Annotated in this window: 12 protein-coding genes; 2 read left to right on the top strand and 10 right to left on the bottom strand. The window is 43.0% G+C overall.

Annotated elements, in window-relative coordinates; translation table 11 throughout:
• Positions 1-15 precede the first annotated feature (15 nt).
• From KCV26_14895 to KCV26_14860, 8 genes are all read right to left on the bottom strand, one after another.
• Positions 16-3,048 carry a xanthan lyase gene (locus KCV26_14895; protein WZX36563.1) on the bottom strand — a complete coding sequence of 1,011 codons (3,033 nt, stop codon included), beginning with the start codon at positions 3,046-3,048 and terminating at the stop codon, positions 16-18.
• A gap of 288 nt (positions 3,049-3,336) precedes the next feature.
• Positions 3,337-4,782: a family 10 glycosylhydrolase gene (locus tag KCV26_14890; GenBank protein ID WZX36562.1), complete on the bottom strand. Its 1,446-nt coding sequence runs from the start codon at positions 4,780-4,782 to the stop codon at positions 3,337-3,339.
• Between the two features lie 93 nt (positions 4,783-4,875).
• On the bottom strand, positions 4,876-6,681 hold the full coding sequence (locus KCV26_14885; protein WZX36561.1) for a RagB/SusD family nutrient uptake outer membrane protein: 1,806 nt from the start codon (positions 6,679-6,681) through the stop codon (positions 4,876-4,878).
• Positions 6,682-6,695: 14 nt separating this feature from the next.
• On the bottom strand, positions 6,696-10,367 hold the full coding sequence (locus KCV26_14880) for a TonB-dependent receptor (GenBank protein WZX36560.1): 3,672 nt from the start codon (positions 10,365-10,367) through the stop codon (positions 6,696-6,698).
• 161 nt (positions 10,368-10,528) lie between these two features.
• Complete coding sequence (locus tag KCV26_14875; protein ID WZX36559.1) at positions 10,529-11,683, bottom strand: FecR family protein; 1,155 nt, start codon at positions 11,681-11,683, stop codon at positions 10,529-10,531.
• 59 nt (positions 11,684-11,742) lie between these two features.
• A complete protein-coding gene (locus KCV26_14870) occupies positions 11,743-12,318 on the bottom strand; it encodes a sigma-70 family RNA polymerase sigma factor (GenBank protein ID WZX36558.1) in 576 nt (191 codons plus the stop codon).
• 10 nt (positions 12,319-12,328) lie between these two features.
• Complete coding sequence (locus KCV26_14865; protein ID WZX36557.1) at positions 12,329-12,835, bottom strand: dihydrofolate reductase; 507 nt, start codon at positions 12,833-12,835, stop codon at positions 12,329-12,331.
• Positions 12,832-13,626: a thymidylate synthase gene (locus KCV26_14860; GenBank protein ID WZX36556.1), complete on the bottom strand. Its 795-nt coding sequence runs from the start codon at positions 13,624-13,626 to the stop codon at positions 12,832-12,834. The genes KCV26_14865 and KCV26_14860 overlap by 4 nt, the downstream gene beginning before the upstream one ends.
• A 421-nt stretch (positions 13,627-14,047) precedes the next feature.
• Between KCV26_14860 and KCV26_14855 the strand changes: the two genes are divergently transcribed.
• Positions 14,048-14,515: a hypothetical protein gene (locus KCV26_14855; protein ID WZX36555.1), complete on the top strand. Its 468-nt coding sequence runs from the start codon at positions 14,048-14,050 to the stop codon at positions 14,513-14,515.
• Here KCV26_14855 and KCV26_14850 read toward each other — a convergent pair whose 3' ends face one another.
• On the bottom strand, positions 14,516-15,802 hold the full coding sequence (locus KCV26_14850; GenBank protein ID WZX36554.1) for a bifunctional folylpolyglutamate synthase/dihydrofolate synthase: 1,287 nt from the start codon (positions 15,800-15,802) through the stop codon (positions 14,516-14,518).
• 99 nt (positions 15,803-15,901) lie between these two features.
• Complete coding sequence (locus KCV26_14845) at positions 15,902-17,950, bottom strand: dihydrofolate reductase (protein WZX36553.1); 2,049 nt, start codon at positions 17,948-17,950, stop codon at positions 15,902-15,904.
• A gap of 183 nt (positions 17,951-18,133) precedes the next feature.
• On the opposite strand from KCV26_14845, the gene KCV26_14840 reads away from it, so the two are divergent.
• Complete coding sequence (locus KCV26_14840) at positions 18,134-20,179, top strand: acetate--CoA ligase family protein (protein ID WZX36552.1); 2,046 nt, start codon at positions 18,134-18,136, stop codon at positions 20,177-20,179.
• Positions 20,180-20,182 lie beyond the last annotated feature (3 nt).

The raw sequence follows: 20,182 nt of genomic DNA, 5'->3' as shown, positions 1-20,182 counted from the left end.
CCTCGCGTGATGTGGTTATTTAAATGCATCTGTAATTTGTTTTATCAGCTCATTACGTTTATCCTGACCTTTTACCGCTTCAATAGGGAAACCCAGTATACACGTACTGTAAGTTTCGCCTTTGTACAGAACACCTGCGCTCAGGTTGTTCTCGGAATAGCGGAAAATGGTAAAGGCGTTCTTATCGGACGGTTCTATTGCATCAGGATTTTCTACCACATAGCTATCGCTGTTCAGCTCATTGTAGTATCTGTAATTACCCTGTATCGGGAGAAAAGGGGAGGGTACGGACTTAACATGTCCGGTCACCGCACCGTTGTTGTTACGCCATTTATATTTGAGCGTTTGTTGTGCCCACTCTTTGTCTTTTTCTGTGGCAAACGGATTATCCCACAGGTCGGTCCCCACAAAAGCGCCGCTCACTATGATGTTGCCGCCGCCGTTACAGTAATCGGTTACGGCCTTCTGCTGCAACTGTGAGAAGGTTTTAAATTTCGGCGGTTTCGCTCCCCTGGCTATACTCCATTCGCGCTGTTTGCCCAGTATCCAGTCCACAGTCCTGTAATCAGACAGTTTCACAGTACCGTTTTCCACAGCATCCGCCGCAGTTGAAACAAAAGAGTATCCTGCCTCTGCGAAGGCTTGTCCGTGAACGAAAGGATAATCGAAACTGTTTCCGGCAATCCTGGTGGTTTCGTAGTTCGCATTGCTGTCTCCAAAGCCCGAAGCATCGTCATCCATCCAGGGTATGATGCGCCGGAACTCATGCATCTGCCCTATAAAGTGGTGATCGGCAATATAGGGCACGCCATTGTCCACACTTCCCGCGAAACCGGCGATGCTATCCTCAGAGGTAACAAAACTGAATGGGGCTGAGACCCTGGTGAATCCATTTACGATAAGCGCTTCACCTTTTTGATCAGACTTACGGCAAGCTGACAATATTTCAGATGGAAAGCTTTCCCCTCCTTCGTTCATGGCCGCCACTTTAAAACTGTACACGAGATCTTTTTGTATGGAAACTTTGTAGCTGTTAGTATTTGCAATCACCCCGTTATCAAATCCTCTTCCGTTTATACGGGTATAGATAATATATTTCGTGGGGTTTGCCGAAGGTTCCGTTGCATCTATCGTGGGCTTCCATTTTAGCTCAACCTCTCTTTCCCCCGAAAAAGACAAACTGAAATCCTTTACCGGCAGTGGCTGTACCACATATTCCCGGTTGTATTGTGAGGCGATGAATTTGAGCATCCCCTTATAGATCGACCGGCTTACAGTAAAACGAAACGAAGGGTCAAGCCCATATCGCATATCGGCAAAGTTCTGGTGTGACAGCAGTTCCAGCAGCATAGTGGGAACATTGGGTATGCGCGCCTCTGCATAGGAGCGGTTCCAGAGGTGGCGGCGTGTCCATTCGGGTTCAAACTCCCTTCGTATATCTGAGGTGACCTCCTCCATTATCAACTCCGACAGGTCTCGTGATGCCCATCGCGACCTTCCGTTTTCGAACTTTTCATTGTTAAAGTGTGTCATGTATATACCGAGTGTCCCTACTATGGTGTCGCCCCAGAAAGTACCTGCATCGGTATGGAAAGCAAAGGCCAGATCCAAGGGAATGTTCAGCCCTTTGGCATCAGACAGTACCGACGACCCTCCTGCCAGCCAGTTTACCCACACGCCGCGGCTGGCGTAGTCATCGGTATAGTCATTTTTTCCCTCTGTGCGGTTGTAGATAGTGTCGGGGACTCCTGCCCACTGCATCCAATAGCGTGCCCCTTCGGCATATCGCGGGTATCCACTTATTTCCGGTGAGTAGTTTATTTTTGATGCCAGCATCTCTTTTTGAGTTTGTTCTTCAGCGCTTTTTGTGTTTTCCGTTTCAAAGCCACCCGGGTTAGGCATCCGGGCAATATTACCCATGCCGCCTCCTATTTTTACAGCATCAGCTGTTACAATTTTACCTGTTCGCTTGCTCCTGTTGGAGAGGGTAATTCTGTGGGAGGTACCCTCTTCAAAATCAAAATTGCCAAGAAAAATCCATGTGCCGCCACCCATCTGTTGATTTACCCTGAAGTCGGTTTTGCCGCCGGCATGATATATGCTGTAGAGTGCATCGTTACTACTGTTTTTGACCGTCTGATAAGAGACAAACACCGCATATCGTCCTTTCTCCGGAATATCGGGTGTCCAGGTGGCAATGCTTTCCTCACCCCGTGAGACGGTTTTTGTTTGCCTTGCCGTGCCCATCCGGAAAGGATTTTCGCCATCAAGCCATATTTCGCGAAGGTTTGCAAAACCGGCTGAATCGCTATTTCGCCAGGTTTCTTTGCCATTCGTCTCCCTATAGGTAGAGCCTCTTTTGCTGCCATCGTTATCGATGATGACCTCCTGTTTATTGTAATCACGCTCACGTGGAAGCAGCACATTGGCCCCGGCATTTTCCAGCATCGGCACCAAAAAAGGCAGCACATAACTCTGTGTATAGAGATCTTCCACCGTTTGAAAAATACGCGCCCGCTGCCACTCCCAACGTCCCAGCTTCTGCTCATAATACCAGCCGTGGCTCTGCCAAAGAGCGATATGGTTGTTTGTAAGACCCTTATCGAATGAGTTTTCGGGTGCGGAAAAGTTGGTTACGAGGGGGGGCTTCACTTTGTGTGAAATCATCCGGTTTTTATCCTTCTTCGATTGACGGTAAAAATTGGGAACAAGCGTGCTTATTTCCTGTTTATCAGAAAACACGCTGATGCGATATTTCTTTTGTGCCAAAGACAAGTGATATCGTATGCTATCGTAAATTTGGCGTACGGTATTTTCGCGCATCGGCAGGTAAGAGAGGGAGAAGTTGGTGTGCAGCTCAATGCTTTTTTTACGTTCATTCAGCGCAATACTGTCCACCGTCACCTTTCCCGGGCGAAGTAGCGTCTCCCGGTAAATGTTGGTCAACGACCCGTTAAGTCTGAATTTCAGGGAATCCTCCTGAAGATCCTGGGAAAATAGCGGGTAAGAGAGCATGAGCCCTATTAATATACATATTGATTTACCCATGTAAGCATTCTTTCAATTTATCAAGTTGTTTCTTTTCTTTTATTTTATGTCCGGTTGATATTCATTCAATGTGAATATTATTAAATGATTGCACGGCTATATTTTACTTGATATTCAAATAATCACGAAATTAAAGCTATTTATAAAGTTATATTTGTTATTAACAACCAATCAGTTATGGTTGATCTTATGAAATAATACCGAACTATTGTTTTGTAATAGAATCATAAAACGGTAAAAATAGCAAAACTCTGACAATTGGCATAATTGTTTTTGCAAATCTCTGTCTTATTTTTTCTCTACTGCATCGGATGGTTCACTCTCTTTATTGTCTTTGTTGATGGTGGTAACACAATAGAATCCCGAAGAGGAAACCGGCAAGCTTGTATCTTTTGTTATCGACAAAACAACACCTTCTTTTGTCTGGTCCGGGAAATAATATACAACAGAAATCAAATCACCCTGTCTGTTCCATGATAACATGTTATTTTCTATTTTTATATTCTGCGGTTTGACAGGTGCTGTTGCAACCTCACGTCCCAGGAATGGAATAACTGTAGGGTTCTTGTATATTGTAGCCAATTTATCGGTAATGTTTATTTTGTTGAACAGAATATATCTAGCACTGTACATTGCATTTCCCAATACTTTCTGATTTCTTCGTGTCAATTCCAACTGCCTTTCCAGTTCAAGTGCCGACTGAAAGGCTGCCGGCTGTTGCGGATCTCCGAATTTATAATATCCATGTCCCACCATTGGTACAGCTTTGTAGTTATACTGTGTCCACCAACCCAGTCTGGCCTGAAAATCGTTATACTGATTTCCAATCTCCTGATAGAGTTGCGGCATGACGATGTCGATCCATCCCTCCTTGCACCATTTAGCCACATCGGCGAAAAGTGTCTTCATATTGTAGTCGGGACTGGCTGCAGGAGAAATGGTAAAAACAACCTCCGGCTTCGAGGAAACGATTGCGTTGTGTACCGCTTCTATGGTTTTATCCACATTGGCCCGCCTGAAATCTTCAATGGTAGTGTAACCCGCACCGTACTGCTGATAGTCGCCGGCATCGGAGACCATTGTCCCGGCTGAGGAAGGGGCGGGATAGAAATAGTCGTCGAAATGGATGCCATCCACTTCATAGCGGGTAAGCAGGTCTTTCACGATGTCGGCAAGCCGCTGACGTACCTCCGGCAGTGCCGGATTGTAGATTTGAATTTTTTCGTGATTTACTACCCATTTCGCATTTATCGATGCATGCAACGGAGGGTATGGCGTACTATTGCCTGCACGTGTGGCAATCCGGTAAGGATTCATCCAGGCGTGGAACTCCATGTTGCGCTTGTGTGCTTCATCGATCATGAACTGCAACACATCATACCCCGGATTCTGCCCCCTGGTACCGGTAATCGAAGCACTCCACGGTTCATACGGAGAGTGATAAAAGGCGTCCCCCATAGGCTTGACCTGAACAATCACGGCATTGATATGGAGGGCTTGAAACCTATCGAGGTATTGGATGTACTGATTTTTTTGTGACTGGACATCATATTTCCCCATAGGCCAATCGAGACCCCAGGCCGTAGTGATCCAGACCGACCGCATCTCTTTCGGGGGAAAGATCAGTTTTTCCGCCGGCACCGGGCTGGGCACTTCCGGAACGTCACTCTCCTTGCTGCAACCAATCAGGATCAATGCAGCCAGTATTGTGCAGTATAACAGGTTCTTTTTCATTGATTATTATTTTGCTTTCCGGAGATCAATTATTAACGCACAACGTGGTTCATAATCACGTTGTGCGTTTGAATATTTTCGTGAAAACATTATTTATTCTTCCTGGAGAGTATCCCATCCGGGATTTTGAGCCAATTCAAATCCCATATCCTTGTAGAGTTTGATCTGATCCAAAGGAATTGCTTTGAGGTACTGCCTTTCATAATATGAATTGCCCGCAACCCAGTCGCGTCTCATATTATTTTCGTACAGATTATATACAAACGCCTTCGATTGATCATCAGGATCCGGGTAATAAAAATGAACATTTTTCATCATATTCGCAATCTGTTTGGCAGAATATTTTGCCTTATAGGCATCGATATCTATATAAGCACCTTTACTCAATGTGGTTGGCCCGTTCGTCTCGGTTGTTCTGAGGTACTCATATTTTTTCCACCGTTTCAGGTCACTTTTTCTGAATCCTTCGTATAATAGTTCAACTGCTCGTTCCCGGCGTATTTCCCAAATGACAGGAGGCACTGAAGGATCTCTGTCAGGATCATCCAGAACAATACCATTTGCCAGGATATTGTTACCGGAAACTGTCATTTTCGGCAGTTTCGGTAATATATCACCTTGATTATTTTTTCTGATATTCCTTTTGCGCAACAGATTAATGGACCTATCGGCGACTACCTGATCAAACAGGCCCAGTTCAGCTTTGGCTTCTGCATAATTCAGTAGCACTTCCCCGTATCTTATTACCGGTGCATCTGTGGTGTTCGTCGAACCATTATATATTAAATCTTTGGCATTTGCTTCATAAGGAAGGAACTTCCAAGTTAAAAAACCTGTAGACGAATATGCATCATTAGGGCCACTTATTCTGATAGAATCCACTAAACTTGCAGCCATGCGCGGGTCTCTGTTTTTATATTGACCGTCATAGAATCTAAATCCGTTATCAGATGCATAATCATATACCGGAGATTGTTTGATAGGCAACCCATCTGTAGAAAGATATGTTTCTACAACTTTTAGGGTTGTGCCGGTCTGAGGCTCTAAATTATTATATGAAACAAGGCAATGAGATGTTTTTGCAGACTCATATTGACGATATAAAATGACTTCCTTGTTGCCCGACAGATCTTCCGAACTAAAAATAGCCCGATAATCGTCGCTTATCTGATAATGCCCTTCATTGATTAATTGTTCAGCGGCCCAGGCAGCCCTTTCGAGCAGTTGATTGCCTACATCCATATCAATATTATGATATTTTAAGAATGTCCCAAAGTATAGCATCTCCCTTGACATAAAAGCCAATACTATATTTCTGTTAATTTGTTGAAGGCCGTCATTTATTCTGACTTTATCAGCAGCATATTGAAAATCCTCCATTATTTTTGTTGCTACCAGGGAGAGCGGATCTCTTTTTTTATAACTTGTCTTCAAATCATTATACAAAACCACACGGTCGAAATATGGCACATCTCCAAATGCACGAGCAAGATCTGAATATTCCATAGCTCTGAAAAAACGTCCAATGCCCAGCCAATGCTCTTTGGCTTCGGTAGAAAGATCGGCCATATTTTCAATCCTCTCAATCATGATATTTGCCCATCTCACCCATGAGAATGACCAACCGTTGCCCGATGTGGCCGTATTTTGCGTCCATATTGCCGATGAGCTATATTCATCGCTCCAAGCACCTCCGGTAAAGAAATTGCCCCATGCATATCCGCTGCCATACCCATAAAAATATGCGGTATAACCCTTTTGAGCATATAATCTTATATTCTCTTCTTTGGTCCAAAACTCGTTATCCTCAAATTGGTCTAATCCGGGTCTGTCAAGATAATCTTTGCAGGCAATAAGCGAAATAAATAAAATCGGTATGATATAAAATATTTTTTTCATGTCTTTCTTTTTTGTTAGAATTCTACCTGTAATCCGAATGAAATTGTTCTGCGGTACGGATAACTGCGTCCGAATGAACGGGAATCATTAGCCGTAACACCGTAAACCCAATCTATTTCAGGGTCAATAGGCACTTTGCCCATCTTATCAAATTCAAACAGGTTCTCTCCATTACAATAGAGCCTGCATTTTTCAACGGAAACATATTTTAATAATTTCTCCGGCAGGCTATAGCCAATGTTTAGGCTTTTTAAGCGCATATAGGCTGCATTTAATAAATATCTGTCATTGGGAAGGTAGTTCCACTTAGCGGTTTGACTATATTCCAATGGCCTTGGATAAAATGCTCCTGTATTTTCCGGGGTCCAGTAATCTAACGTATGAGCAAAATTGGCTTCAGCGGCATAATAACCAGGAAGTACCATATTTCCCGTGGCCCATATATGACGTTTTCCTACGCCCTGGAAGAAAACATCGGCATCAAATCCTTTCCACGTTCCTCCAAACCTGAATCCATACTGATACCGAGGTGTTGTATTCCCTATTACTGTTCTGTCTCCCGGATCTCCAACTGTATTAGTCCCGTAATCAATCACTCCGTCTCCGTTCAAATCTTTAAATTTCACATCTCCCGGGCCAAATTTAAATAAACCGGATTCCAATATATATTGATCGGGAACTCCCGGCGCCATTGTGTTTTTCGATAGTCCGTTTTCAAGGATAGTCTGTTTTATCTGATCACCTTCCCAAACAAAATCTTCTTTTTGAAACAAACCATCTGTCTTATAACCCCATATTTGCCCCAGCACTTTACCTTCCCAATAGGAATCGGAATTTCGAGGGTCGCTTGGTGAAGCATATTTTGTCACAACAGTCTTGTAATCTGTAAATTGTCCTGAAACAAATAGACGTAAACCATTTTCAAACCGTTTATTATATCTAACTTCTAACTCAACACCTTTGGTTGCCAACTCTCCAAAATTTCTTTTCGGAGCTGCAATTCCCACAGTAGAAGGTACTGTTTCACCAGGAGCAAGCATATTGAGTGTCTTGCGATTATACCAATCGAAAGTGACATTTATTTTTTGATCTAAAAAGCCGGCATCCAAACCCAAATCAAATGATTCAACTTTTTCCCATGTCAGATCCGAATTCACTAAAGTCGGTCCGCTACTAATATAAGGGACGAAGTTGCCGTTTATTAACCAATAATTCCCTGCGCCTGACGGAGTAAAGGCTTTTAAAGTGGAAATAAACGAATTCAAGGGGACATCCTGATTGCCAACGGAACCATATGTTCCTCTTATTTTCAGCGAACTTAAGATGGGTTTTAACGGCTTCATGAAAGATTCTTCACCCATTCGCCATCCTGCGGATAGAGAAGGGAAAAAATCCCATCTTTTACCCCTTTCGAATCGGGAAGATCCATCGTAACGGCCACTTACTTCTAATAAATATCTATCTAAAAATGAATAATTGATCCTGCCGAAAAAACCGGCAACCGACCACCATGAATGGCTTGAAGAGGCTAATTGATCCCCTCCGGCAAGATTCACCTCTCCTTTATCAAAATCATATACGCCATTTCTGCGCGTTGACATCCAAATGTATTCTGCATCTTCGATATTTGTACCAGCCGTTATTTTTAATTCGTGATTCTGAAACTTATTCTCGTATGTTAAATATCCGTTATATGTGTTTCTGATATTTTTTGAAGAAGTATAACGCGCATAATCATAAGAAGCAGAAGTATAAATGCCGTATAACTCATCTAATTTTTTGTCTTTCGGTACATTCCACTGGTTAATGCCACTGATGTAACCACCAACCGTGTGATTGGTAACATAAGTCTGTGCATACGTATAGTCAAAATCGGCAGTTAAGCCCTTGGCTAGTTTTACTGTAGTCCCTAACACGTACCGGCTATAGTCTCTATCTGTTTCAACAGGCCGTGCGGATTTTAGATCATTCACAGCCCCTCTGAATTCATGTCCGTTATAAGTGCCATAGGGATATACCTGATGCCATCTGTACAGATAATAAATTGGCTGATATACTTCTGATCCGTAGGTAAAAGGAGATTCTTCCCGGACTTTAGAGAGCATATATTGCCCCCGTAATGTAATCCAGTCTTTTACATCGGTACTCAGGTATCCGGAAATATTATATCTTCTGTAAAAATCATCAAACAGCTTTAGGATGCCTTTCTGATTCATATAAGCAGCAGATAAGTTGTATTGGGTTTTTTCCGTTCCGCCATTGACACTGATATTTTGATTTTGTTGAGGTGTCCAGTTTTTATAATAAATTTTATAAATGTCCCATGGACGATAATAATAGACTCCGCCAGAAGGTCTGTAATCAAAATCTCGTCCTTCCACCATTTCACGTCCTAGCCCTTTTCCATCTCCATAGGTGTCAATCCACTCCTTGACTTTTTTAATGACATCTGCATTGTAATAGTATCCTACCTGACCACGCTCCTCAAGAGGTTTATCTCTTAATGCATTTGCCTGATCTAAAGAATATTGCAGGTTTAAATCAGCACGAGTATGTTTGGGTACATCCGTCGGCGTTGACCATGAGAAATTATTCGAATAAGTAATCCTGGGCGCACGGTCTTTGTCTCCTTTTTTAGTTGTAATCAATAAGGCTCCGAAAGCTGCTCTCGCACCATAAATTGCAGTTGTGGACGCATCTTTCAATACGGAAATTGATTTAATATTATCCGGATTCACATAAGATAAATCAGGAACTTCAACGTTATCAACTAAAATCAAAGGATTCCCTGATCCTCCCCCAATTGTGCTAACTGTACCTCTGATACGAATTGAAGGGGAGCCGCCTAATACCCCGGAAGTAGTTTTTATAACCAGACCAGGAGCAGAGCCCTGAAGTGCTCGTCCCACATCGGTTATAGGCCGTGCTTTTAATGTCCTTTCCACATCCACGGTGGAGACGGCACCGGTAAGGTTCTCTTTCCGCTGGGTGCCATAGCCCACCACCACCACCTCTTCAAGTGCCTGAGTATCTTCAGCCAGGGTGATATTTAAGCTGGTCTTCCCAATAGTATTGATTGTTTGACTCAGATATCCTATAAATGAGACTTTAATGGATGCATTGTTGCTTACATTTAGTGTAAATCTTCCGTTAATGTCGGTAATAGTTCCATGGGAAGGAGTTCCCACTTCAATTATATTGGCTCCGATAATGGCTTCTCCATTCGCATTGGTAACCACTCCTGTAATTGTTTTTTCTGTCTGTTGAACTTCCTTGATGCTTGTTTTTACATCAATCTCCTTATTTTCAGCAATACCCGGTTTTCTCGAAATTGTAATCTGTCTGTTAACAATTGAGTAGGTCAGATTGGTATTCTTAAGCAACAGATCGAGTATCTCTACCATTGATTTATTGTTGATTGAGATGTTAACTTTAGTTGTTAAATAACTCTCTGTGTTGTCCATAACAAGGAAGAGGTAATCGCTGTTTTTTTCAATTTCTTGTAATGCCTCCCTCAGCGTGACGTTCTTTAATTCGGCATTCACTGTTTTTGATTGGGAATAGGTGTTTTCTGCCGAGATTGAAAAAATACAGAGTAAAGCTATCAAAAAATAAATTTTCATGATTGTAAAAAACTTTTCGGTTTTTTTCGTGGTAAAATGTGCACGGTTATTATTTTCTTGCATATCTTTGTCATTGAATTTTAATTTGTTACCAAATAGATTATGATTCACTTACATTTTGGCCGGATAATGTTACCGCATTATTCGGCTTTTTAGTTTTCTTTTGGGATTGTTATCATAGGCTTTTTGTTTTAAATGATACATGTAAATTAAATTTACGTTTTTTAGGGTTTACTTATGTATATAACCCTTTCATTCAGTACGTTGTAATTCAGAAAGGTCATTTTTGAAAATGATTGCAACACATCTTCAAAATTATCGGACAGGAATAATTTCCCCGAACAGGTTTGATTGTGCAGTTTTAGCCCTGCATCGTAATTAAATTCGATGTTATAGTATCTTCCGATTTTTTTGAGTACATTGGTCAATGAGGTTTTGTTCAACAACATATATCCGTTTTTCCAACTGGTATATTCCATAACATCCACCTGTTGTTGCTGGATACTTCCGTTACTAATTTCAGCTTTTTGGTTAGGTTTCAGCATCAAAGAGTTGCCCGCGCTCTTTACTTCCACAGATCCGTTCACCAGCACCACCGATTCACTTGGGTCATCGGTATAGGAAGATACGTTGAACGAAGTTCCGTAAACGGTTATCTGGGATTGAGGCGTGTGAATGATGAATGGATGGTCTTGCTTTGTCACTTCAATAAAGATTTCACCTTTTACACTAATTTCCCGAGCCTCGCTGGAAAAAGCAGAAGGAAATTCCAATTCGGTACCGGAGTTTACATATACGGTTGATCCATCGGAAAGAAGGATCGAAGATTTTTTTCCGAAAGGGACAATAAGTCTGTTTTTCCGGTTGTTTTTTAAATCAATTTCCTTTTGGGAGATAGAATCCCTGATCAGGGCCTTTTCCTTGTCTGAGAATTGAACTGTGGCGTTATTTTCCAAGTCAACCACTTGATGTTCTGTGAATAACTGTACTTTGTCCCGGTTCATCACCTCTCCAATGAATGCCATTTGCTTGCCGGGTACGATTTCTTCCCGGCGGGTTGTATAAAGTACCGTAACCAAAACCAAAAATAAAATGGCAGCAACAGATGATGCATACAGAATCCGCAGTCTTCTCCTCCTTGCCTGCCCAAGTCTTCCTTGCAGTTCCCGGTACACAGTTTTTTTTTCAAGCCGGTATGTACATTGTCCCTGTCGTATTTTGTCGAATTCGGAAATGGCTTCCTGAAACGGTTCCCTGAGGTGTTCGTTCTCTCTGATAAATTTGCTCCAGAAAGCTGTCAACTCTTTGGTAGGATGAGTCCTCCAGTATATGAAAAGATCATCACACAAAAAATTTTTATCGTGTATGTTTTGCTTCATTCACACCCTTTTTTATCAAAGACTGGAAAATGTGGACCAAAGGACGTATTTAAGGAATATTAACCAAATATTGTGAATAAATATATAAGAGATGATAACGAATGGGGTCTGGAATTATCTTTCATTTTTTTGAGTGCCCTGTACAATGTTTTTTTTACGGCATCGGGAGAGAGATTGAGAATTTCGCCTATTTCTGCATAATTCAGGTTAAGTTGATAATGATAGTTGATTATTTTCCGTTGCCTGGGAGGTAGAGTTTGAAGCAGGTGTGACAGTTTTTTTTGTAACTGGAGTTGCCTTTCTTCATCAATTATTTGTTCAATGATGTTTTTCTCATTCTCAATAAAGAAGTCCAGATAGTTGATTTCGTGTATTTTGTGTTCTATGGTGTGAATGTCGAATAGCCGATTTTTTACGCTGCCGAGCAAATAGAATTCAATGTTCTGAATATGCCGCAATTTGTTTTTTGATGCATAAAGTTTGAAAAAGACGTCGTGTATCGCATCCTTGCATGTTTCTTCGTTGAATCCTATTTTCAACGCATAGGCGAAAAGCTCCGGGAAGTAGGTATTGTAAAGTGCTTCGAAAGATCTTTCATCACCCGCTAAGAATCTTTTCCATGCTTCTTTGCCCATCGTTGCATGACTATTTTTTGTTATAGTTTAAAAATGTATATGCATATGGATGTTTATCGTCGGTCTCGTGCGATTCTTTTTCAACGAGTTTCCATTCTGTAAAAGGGATTTCTGGAAAAAAAGTATCCGCATCGTCAAAGGTGTGATGGATGCGTGTAAGGTAGAGTTGGGTCGCCAGGTGAAGCGTGGATCGATACAATTTCCCGCCACCTATGATGAATGCTTTTCCCTGATTGCTGCAACGAGAAAGTGCCTCTTCGACAGAGCGAACAACCGTGCATCCGGGATAGTTCTCCGGTTCACCGGAGGTAATCACGATATTGGTACGGTTGGGTAATGCTCCTTTGGGTAAAGATTCATAGGTTTTCCGGCCCATGATCACAGCGTATCCGGTGGTGATCTTTTTAAAGTGCTTCAGGTCGCTGGGCAGATGGCAGAGCAGATCGCCGTTGCTACCAATGGCATTTTGTTCATCGAGAGCAACGATGATGGCTATGGTTTGAGGATTGTCTGTCATACGGCTACTTCACCTTTTATATGTGGATGCGGATCGTAATTTACCAGTTCAAAATCGTCAAAACGGAAACTGAAAATATCCTTCACATCGGGATTGATCTTCATCTCGGGCAACGGTCGCGGTTCGCGGGAAAGTTGCAGTTTTACCTGTCCCAGGTGGTTGAGGTAGATATGGGCATCGCCAAAGGTGTGGATGAAATCACCCTCATCCAGCCCGGTAACCTGTGCCATCATTTTCAACAGCAACGCGTAGGACGCAATGTTAAAGGGTACACCCAGAAAAATATCGGCGCTGCGCTGATAGAGTTGCAGGCTCAGTTTTCCATCGGCTACGTAGAACTGGAAGAAGGCGTGACAGGGCGGAAGCTTCATGTTGGGAATATCGGCCACGTTCCACGAACTTACGATGATGCGGCGAGAATCAGGGTTATTTTTAATCGTGTTGACTATCTGAGATATTTGATCGATATGTCCCCCGTTATAGTCCGGCCACGAACGCCACTGGTAACCGTATATATGTCCGAGATTCCCATCCTCGTCCGCCCATTCGTTCCAGATACGTACACCGTTGTCGTTCAGGTATTTTACGTTGGTATCCCCGTTAAGGAACCACAACAATTCATGTATAATCGATTTTAAGTGAAGTTTTTTGGTAGTGAGAACGGGAAATCCGTCGTTCATCCGGAACCGGTTCTGGTGCCCAAAAATACTGATGGTACCCGTTCCGGTACGGTCTTCTTTCCGCACACCTTCATCCAGCACGCGCTGAAGTAAATCTAAATATTGTTTCATTCTTAAAAGAGTTTCACACAAAAATACAAGTTTATTTTCTTATCTCAAACTGTATTATCCGAAAGATAGCCGGATGAAAATTCCAAAATAGCCCTGTCAAGACGTATTGTTGATTTTTTCCATAGATTCTTTTTTTTACAAAACTAAATGGGTGTTACGGTGTTAAATAAATATCTTTATAAAATTTTTAATCAATTTAACAACATGGACTTATCGGAATTATTAAATGGCCCCATCGGACAAACAATCAAATAAAAGACACTTTATCCTGTTTTTTTCTGTAAAAAGTCCTGAATAAGGACTTTTTTGCTTATTTTTGAAGCAAATAAACAATTGATTTAAAAAAATACGTTTTAACAGTTAAACGAGTGCAGTTTTTTTCAGTCAATGAATCAAGAAAAAACTTTTAATGCTTACACTTATGAAAAGAAATTTTTTTACTTCTCTCCTTGCCGTTGTCCTTTTCCTGGGAGTGGCTTTTGGTGCAGCTTCCTGTTCTAAGAACGATGGTATTGCGGAAACACAATGGAAAGTTATAAATATCACGGTCAAAAAATCGGATTGGGTATGGAACAATAACGATGGATTTTACCAAGCCACTGTGAATCTTCCTGAGTTGACTCAATTTATTTTCGATGAAGGTGCGGCAATAGGATATTATAAATTTAATAATGATTCCAAAACAGCACTGCCTTTTGTGAAAACGTATGCCTATGATATTATTGAAAATGGAGTCACGGTGACAAAATTTTATACCGAAACCATTAGTTGTGATTTTAACCTGGGTAGTCCTTCAAGTGTTGTTTTTACCTTAGAAATGTCAGACTTGGCATTCTATGAAGATGGGGTACCTGTTGATATGAATTTTCAGGTAGTGTTGATCTGGTAATTATTTAAACAACGGCAGTGCATCTGCTACAATGAACGAACTTCCGCCGATGAAAATAAAATCGTTTTCGTCGGCATTTTCTTTGGCTGCATTTATGGCCGTAGACACATCTTCGAAAGTGTTTCCTTTCAACCCGAAGGAAGCAGCCTCCCTGGCAAGCGTCTTTTCGTTCAATGCTCTTTCTACCGATGCCCGGGTGAAATAATAGACGGCTTGTCGGGGCAACATAGCCAACACGGATGTAATGTCTTTATCGTTGACCATTCCAAAAACAACGTGTAACCGGTTGTATTTTTCCTGCTTCAGTTGTTCCACGACGTATCGGATTCCGTGTGCGTTGTGTCCTGTGTCGCAAACAATTTTTGGTTTCTCCTGCAGTACCTGCCAACGCCCCTTCAGCCCGGTTAATTCCACAACCTGGGCAAAGCCGCTGTAAACTGCTTCCTTCGGGATCCTGTAACCTATTTTCTTTAATTCCGCTACCGCCGCCAGGACTGTTTTTGCATTTTTCTCCTGAGCGAAGCCACCCAGCTTGTTTTTTAAGTCAGGGTATTCGTGTGTGGTTATTATCCATTCGTCGTCAGCCCTGTGAGCAGAGAAATCGTTTAAAACTGCTTCGGCAAAAATGATGGGTGCATTTTCGGATTCAGCTTTGACGGTAAAAACTTTTTTCACCTCTTCATCATCGGATTCGCCAATCACCACAGGTGTATGTGGCTTTATAATACCGGCTTTTTCTGCAGCAATTTCGGGTAATGTGCTCCCAAGGTACTGCATGTGGTCAAACCCGATATTGGTGATGACGCATAGGTCGGGCGAGATGATGTTAGTGCTGTCGAGCCTTCCACCCAAACCAACTTCAACAACGGCTACATCAACTTCTTGCTCTTCAAAATAAAGAAAAGCCATTTCCATTGTCAATTCAAAAAAGGAGGGCATTACAGGCTCAAACCGTTCACGGTATTTCTTTACGAAATCAACCACATACTTTTTGGGAACCATCTCCCCGTTTACCCTGATCCGTTCACGGAAATCCACCAAATGGGGCGAAGTGTACAACCCGACTTTGTAGCCCGACTGTTGGAGGATGGCTGCCAGCAAATGCGATGTGGAACCTTTGCCGTTGGTTCCTCCGATGTGAATGGTTTTGTAGTGTTGGTGCGGATGATTGAAAACGGCATCGAGCCGGAGGCTGTTTCCCAATCCTGGCTTATAGGCGAGGTGCCCGACGCGTTGGTATTCGGGCATTTGGATGTAGAGGTATTCCAATGTTTCGGGGTAGGTCATGTTTATTCTTTTACTTAGAAAGCTCGGACAAATATATAACTATAAAGAAAAATGCACTCATTGAGTGCATTTTTTTAACTCTTGTAACGCGAGACTCCTTTAATTCTTCAGGGGAAGTACGGAGTATTGTTTCGAATAACGTAACTGCTGATCAACATAGTTTTCATCGTATGAGATCGTTACATCAGACACCTTGCCGCTTTCGTCGGTTACTAGCTTATAAACCGGATTTACAAAACCTTTGTAGGGAGCCAGGTCCAATCTGGCGTAGCGCTCCAGGATTTCTTTGTGCAACGCCTGATTCACTTTCACACCGTACGATTCCACGAGTTTTTTGCCTGCTTCGAAATCGCCTTCCGACTTGATGCGTTGCACTTCCGAAAGCAGCTTGCCAAATAGATCGCGTAGTTTCGCGTAATCGTTTACTACAACAAATGTTTTGCCGTCTTGCTGCTTTATCTCCACTACGTTTTCGTTTTTTCCGTTTTCGATCACCCAGTTCGATATAAGGGCCCTGTTGCGCATGTGTGCTTGTTCAATGTCTTTTCCGGGCTGGATGCGCGTCAGTTGTGTCATGGCACCGTTCATGATGTACTTGTAATACTCGGCTTTGTATGCCTCCGCATCGGGAAGAAGCTCCAGTTCCACCATTTTTGCGTCGCCCAGGTAATACAAAGCGAACAGATCAGCTCTGGCCTCCTCCAAAGGAGATCCATAGGCTTTCAGTGCATCGCCGTCAATACCGGGAAGTAGTTTGCCCGATCCGTGTCCAAGGCATTCGTGCAAGTCGGTGTGCAGGTTATCGGTTAACGAACCGTATTTTTTCGACAGTTCACGTTCGGCATCACTCCACATGAACTCCTCGTTGAACCCGCTTCCCTGAGCCGCATTGTCGTAAGCCGATGTAATGTTGTCGATAGTCACTGATTTTGATCCGTGGTCGCGGCGAATCCAGTTGGCGTTGGGAAGATTTATTCCAATGGGGGTTGCCGGATAGCAGTCTCCTCCCAGGATGGCTGCCGTGATTACTTTTGCCGATACGCCTTTTACCTCTTCTTTTTTAAATTTGTCGTCAATGGGTGAGTGGGTCTCAAACCACTGTGCGTTATCGCTGATAAGTTGCGTACGTTTGGACGCTTCTTCGCTTTTGAAGTTCACCATGGATTCCCAGGTTGCTTTCATTCCCAGCGGATCGGTATAGGTCTCTATAAAACCGTTGACAAAATCTACGCGCGAAGCGGTATCGGTTACCCATTTAACCGAGTAATCGTCGAATGTTTTCAGATCACCCGACCTGTAATAGGAAATCAACGTGTTGATGACTTCTTTCTGCTGCTCATTTTCAGCGACACCGGCTGCTTTTTCCAGCCATCCGATAATGCGCTCAATGGCTTTGTCATACATTCCACCCAACTTCCACACTTGTTCGGATACAACACCGTCTTTTTTCACAACCTTGCTGTTTAATCCGTAGGAAACCGGCGTGAGGTTGTTCGGATCTTTCATTGTGTTGTAGAAATCTTCTACCTCTTTTTGGGTCACCCCTTCGTAGAAGTTCACTGCCGATGTTGCTACAATATCGGCTCCGGCAGACTGGTTCATTCTCTTAGGCATCACGTTGGCGTCGAACATCACCGGAAGGATTTCCTTCAATGTCAAATCGGCTGCCATTCCGTCGCGGAAAGGCATACGGCCGGGGTCCACCCCTTTGACGATCGACACGAAATAGTCCTGCGAAAATTTCGGCAGGATTTTATCTTCGGAATAGTGGTGATGGATGCCGTTTGCCATCCAAATCTGTTTCAGGTAAGTTTCGAAGTTCTTCCAGTCCTCCGAAGATTTGTCGCCCATGTAATTTTCATAAACGCCTTCGCATACCCTACGAATAGTCAGGTTGTACCGGTTATGCTGGTCGAATAGGATATCGCGTCCTTCAAGAGCTGCTTGAGACAGGTAATAGATTAATTCTTTTTGCGCTAAAGGCAAAGTCTTAAATCCCGGGACATAATAACGGAGTATTTCCACATCGGCGAACCGGTCAACTTTATACTGGAAAGTGGAATCCGGCAGATCCGGTTCAGCAGATACCTGCGAGGTTTCTGATTTGTTGCCTGTGCAGGCAGCCAACAGAAAAAGGGTTGATAGCATAAAAAAAACTTTTTTCATTTTTTATTATAGATTTGTTTAGTTTGGATGCAAAGATAATAAATTTAACTTCACAAATTATACGTAAAAATTACGTTTTTTGTTGGAAAATTGTAACTTTGGACTTTCGAAATGATACTTTATCTGTCGTTTTCTGGCCTCTAACGGTTGAATTCTGAATTATATATGATAACGCTCCAACTGATAAACCCGAAAAGCATTGCCGTGATCGGTGCTTCGGAGAACATCGAAAAACCCGGCGGAAAAGCACTTTATAACGTGAAAAACGGAACGTTTGAAGGAGGCCTCTATGCTGTAAACCCAAAGCACGAAAACATTCAGGGGGTGCAAACCTTCAGGAATGTATCGGAACTGCCACAGATCGATCTGGCCATCCTGGCTATTCCGGCCAACCTGTGTGTCCCGGTTATAAAAAGCCTTCTTGAAGAGAAAAATACCAAAGCTGTCGTTGTGCTCTCTGCCGGATTTTCCGAAATGGGACCGATAGGTAAAAAAATGGAGAAAGAGATGGCGCTCCTGGCGGACAAGCATCAGGCAACGCTGATTGGCCCCAACTGCATCGGGGTTATGAATCCATATCATCAGTCGGTTTTCGTCTCTCCCGTACCGAAAATGGAGTGGGGAGGCACAGCACTTGTTTCCAGCTCAGGAGCTACTTGTGTATTTATCCTGGAATCGGCATTGAGCAAAGGGCTTACTTTTTCTTCCGTATTCTCGGTAGGAAATGCAGTTCAAACCTGCGTAGAAGATGTGGTGGAATACCTGAATGAAACGTATGAGGAAGGGAAGTCGCCCCAAACAATCTTGATGTACATCGAAAGCATTAAAAAACCACAACTCCTATTAAAAAATGCGCGGGAACTTATTGGCAAGGGTTGTCGTCTGGCTGCTGTAAAATCAGGAATATCCGATGCCGGAGGCCGTGCTGCTGCCTCCCACACGGGTGCTATGCTGAATTCGGATATGGCAGTTGATGCGTTGTTCCGGAAAGCAGGCATTGTCCGATGCAACAGCCGTGGTGAACTGACGGCCATGGGGGCTGTGCTCCAACATCCCAAACTAACCGGGAAACGTATAGCCATTATCACACATGCCGGAGGCCCCGGGGTTATGCTAACGGATGTTCTCTCTACCGGCGGGATGAAGGTGCCCCGCTTATCCGACGAGCTGATGAGGAATTTGCGTGACGAACTGTTCGAAGGTGCCTCTACTGCCAATCCAATAGATATTCTCGCTACGGGGACAGCCGAACAATTGGAAAAATGCATCCGTTTTTGTGACAGGTTGGAAAGCATTGATGGAATTGTGGTTATTTTTGGTAGTCCGGGATTGTTCTCCAACATTGACACTTACCGGGTAATCCGTGAACAACAGAACAGCTGCCTTAAACCCATATATACCATACTGCCATCTATCCTTAACGCTAAGGAAGAGATGGATCAATTTGTAGATGAAGGCGGAGTATTCTTCGAAGATGAATTTGTGTTGGGTAATGCGCTGCTGAACGAAAGCCGGTATGTTGCGCCTGTTGAGGAGAAAGAGACAGGAAAGCTAAAAAATGAAAAGAAAATTAAAGCTTTATTAAAAGACAGAAAAGGGCTGATAGATAGCCATGTGGGATTTGAGTTGTTGGATCTAATGGGTGTGAGCCGTCCTAGAAATAAATTCATTTCAACGGAGGAAGAAGCAATAAATGCGGCGCAGGAATTAGGTTTTCCGTTGGTGATGAAAGTGGTGGGTCCTGCGCATAAATCAGATGTAGGGGGCGTTGTGCTGGATGTGGTAACCCTGGAGGCCGTTAGAGAAAATTTCAAACGGTTGATCGGAATAAAAAACGCTGCCGGGGTAGAAGTTTGCCAGATGGAACGGGGACTGGAAGTACTTATCGGTGTGAAAAAAGAGCCGGGATTCGGCCATATCATTACGTGTGGCTTAGGGGGGATTTTTGTTGAAATCCTTAAAGATATCCAGTATACGTTGGCACCCGTCACACGGACGGAAGCGTTGCGGATGATCCGTTCGCTGAAGTCATATAAGTTGATCCAGGGTGCCCGCGGAAAAGAGGGCATAAGCGAAGAAGTTTTTGCCGAAGTGATATGTAAAGTATCTGACCTTCTAGTACTTGTTCCTGAGATTGAAGAAATGGACTTGAATCCGCTTATGGGGCGAGGACATCATCTTTCGGCCGTAGATGTGGTGATCAAAATGTGACGG

Source organism: Petrimonas sulfuriphila (assembly GCA_038561985.1).
Classification (GTDB): Bacteria; Bacteroidota; Bacteroidia; order Bacteroidales; family Dysgonomonadaceae; genus Petrimonas; species Petrimonas sulfuriphila.
This window is presented reverse-complemented; position numbering and strand designations above follow the sequence as displayed.

Excerpts from the sequence above, each read along its gene's own strand:
- KCV26_14890 (WZX36562.1), bottom strand. The coding sequence starts at position 4,782 with ATGAAAAAGAACCTGTTATACTGCACAATACTGGCTGCATTGATCCTG.
- KCV26_14840 (WZX36552.1), top strand. The coding sequence starts at position 18,134 with ATGATAACGCTCCAACTGATAAACCCGAAAAGCATTGCCGTGATCGGT.
- KCV26_14875 (WZX36559.1), bottom strand. The coding sequence starts at position 11,683 with ATGAAGCAAAACATACACGATAAAAATTTTTTGTGTGATGATCTTTTC.
- KCV26_14860 (WZX36556.1), bottom strand. The coding sequence starts at position 13,626 with ATGAAACAATATTTAGATTTACTTCAGCGCGTGCTGGATGAAGGTGTG.
- KCV26_14845 (WZX36553.1), bottom strand. The coding sequence starts at position 17,950 with ATGCTATCAACCCTTTTTCTGTTGGCTGCCTGCACAGGCAACAAATCA.
- KCV26_14895 (WZX36563.1), bottom strand. The coding sequence starts at position 3,048 with ATGGGTAAATCAATATGTATATTAATAGGGCTCATGCTCTCTTACCCG.
- KCV26_14855 (WZX36555.1), top strand. The coding sequence starts at position 14,048 with ATGAAAAGAAATTTTTTTACTTCTCTCCTTGCCGTTGTCCTTTTCCTG.
- KCV26_14870 (WZX36558.1), bottom strand. The coding sequence starts at position 12,318 with ATGGGCAAAGAAGCATGGAAAAGATTCTTAGCGGGTGATGAAAGATCT.
- KCV26_14850 (WZX36554.1), bottom strand. The coding sequence starts at position 15,802 with ATGACCTACCCCGAAACATTGGAATACCTCTACATCCAAATGCCCGAA.
- KCV26_14865 (WZX36557.1), bottom strand. The coding sequence starts at position 12,835 with ATGACAGACAATCCTCAAACCATAGCCATCATCGTTGCTCTCGATGAA.
- KCV26_14885 (WZX36561.1), bottom strand. The coding sequence starts at position 6,681 with ATGAAAAAAATATTTTATATCATACCGATTTTATTTATTTCGCTTATT.
- KCV26_14880 (WZX36560.1), bottom strand. The coding sequence starts at position 10,367 with ATGCAAGAAAATAATAACCGTGCACATTTTACCACGAAAAAAACCGAA.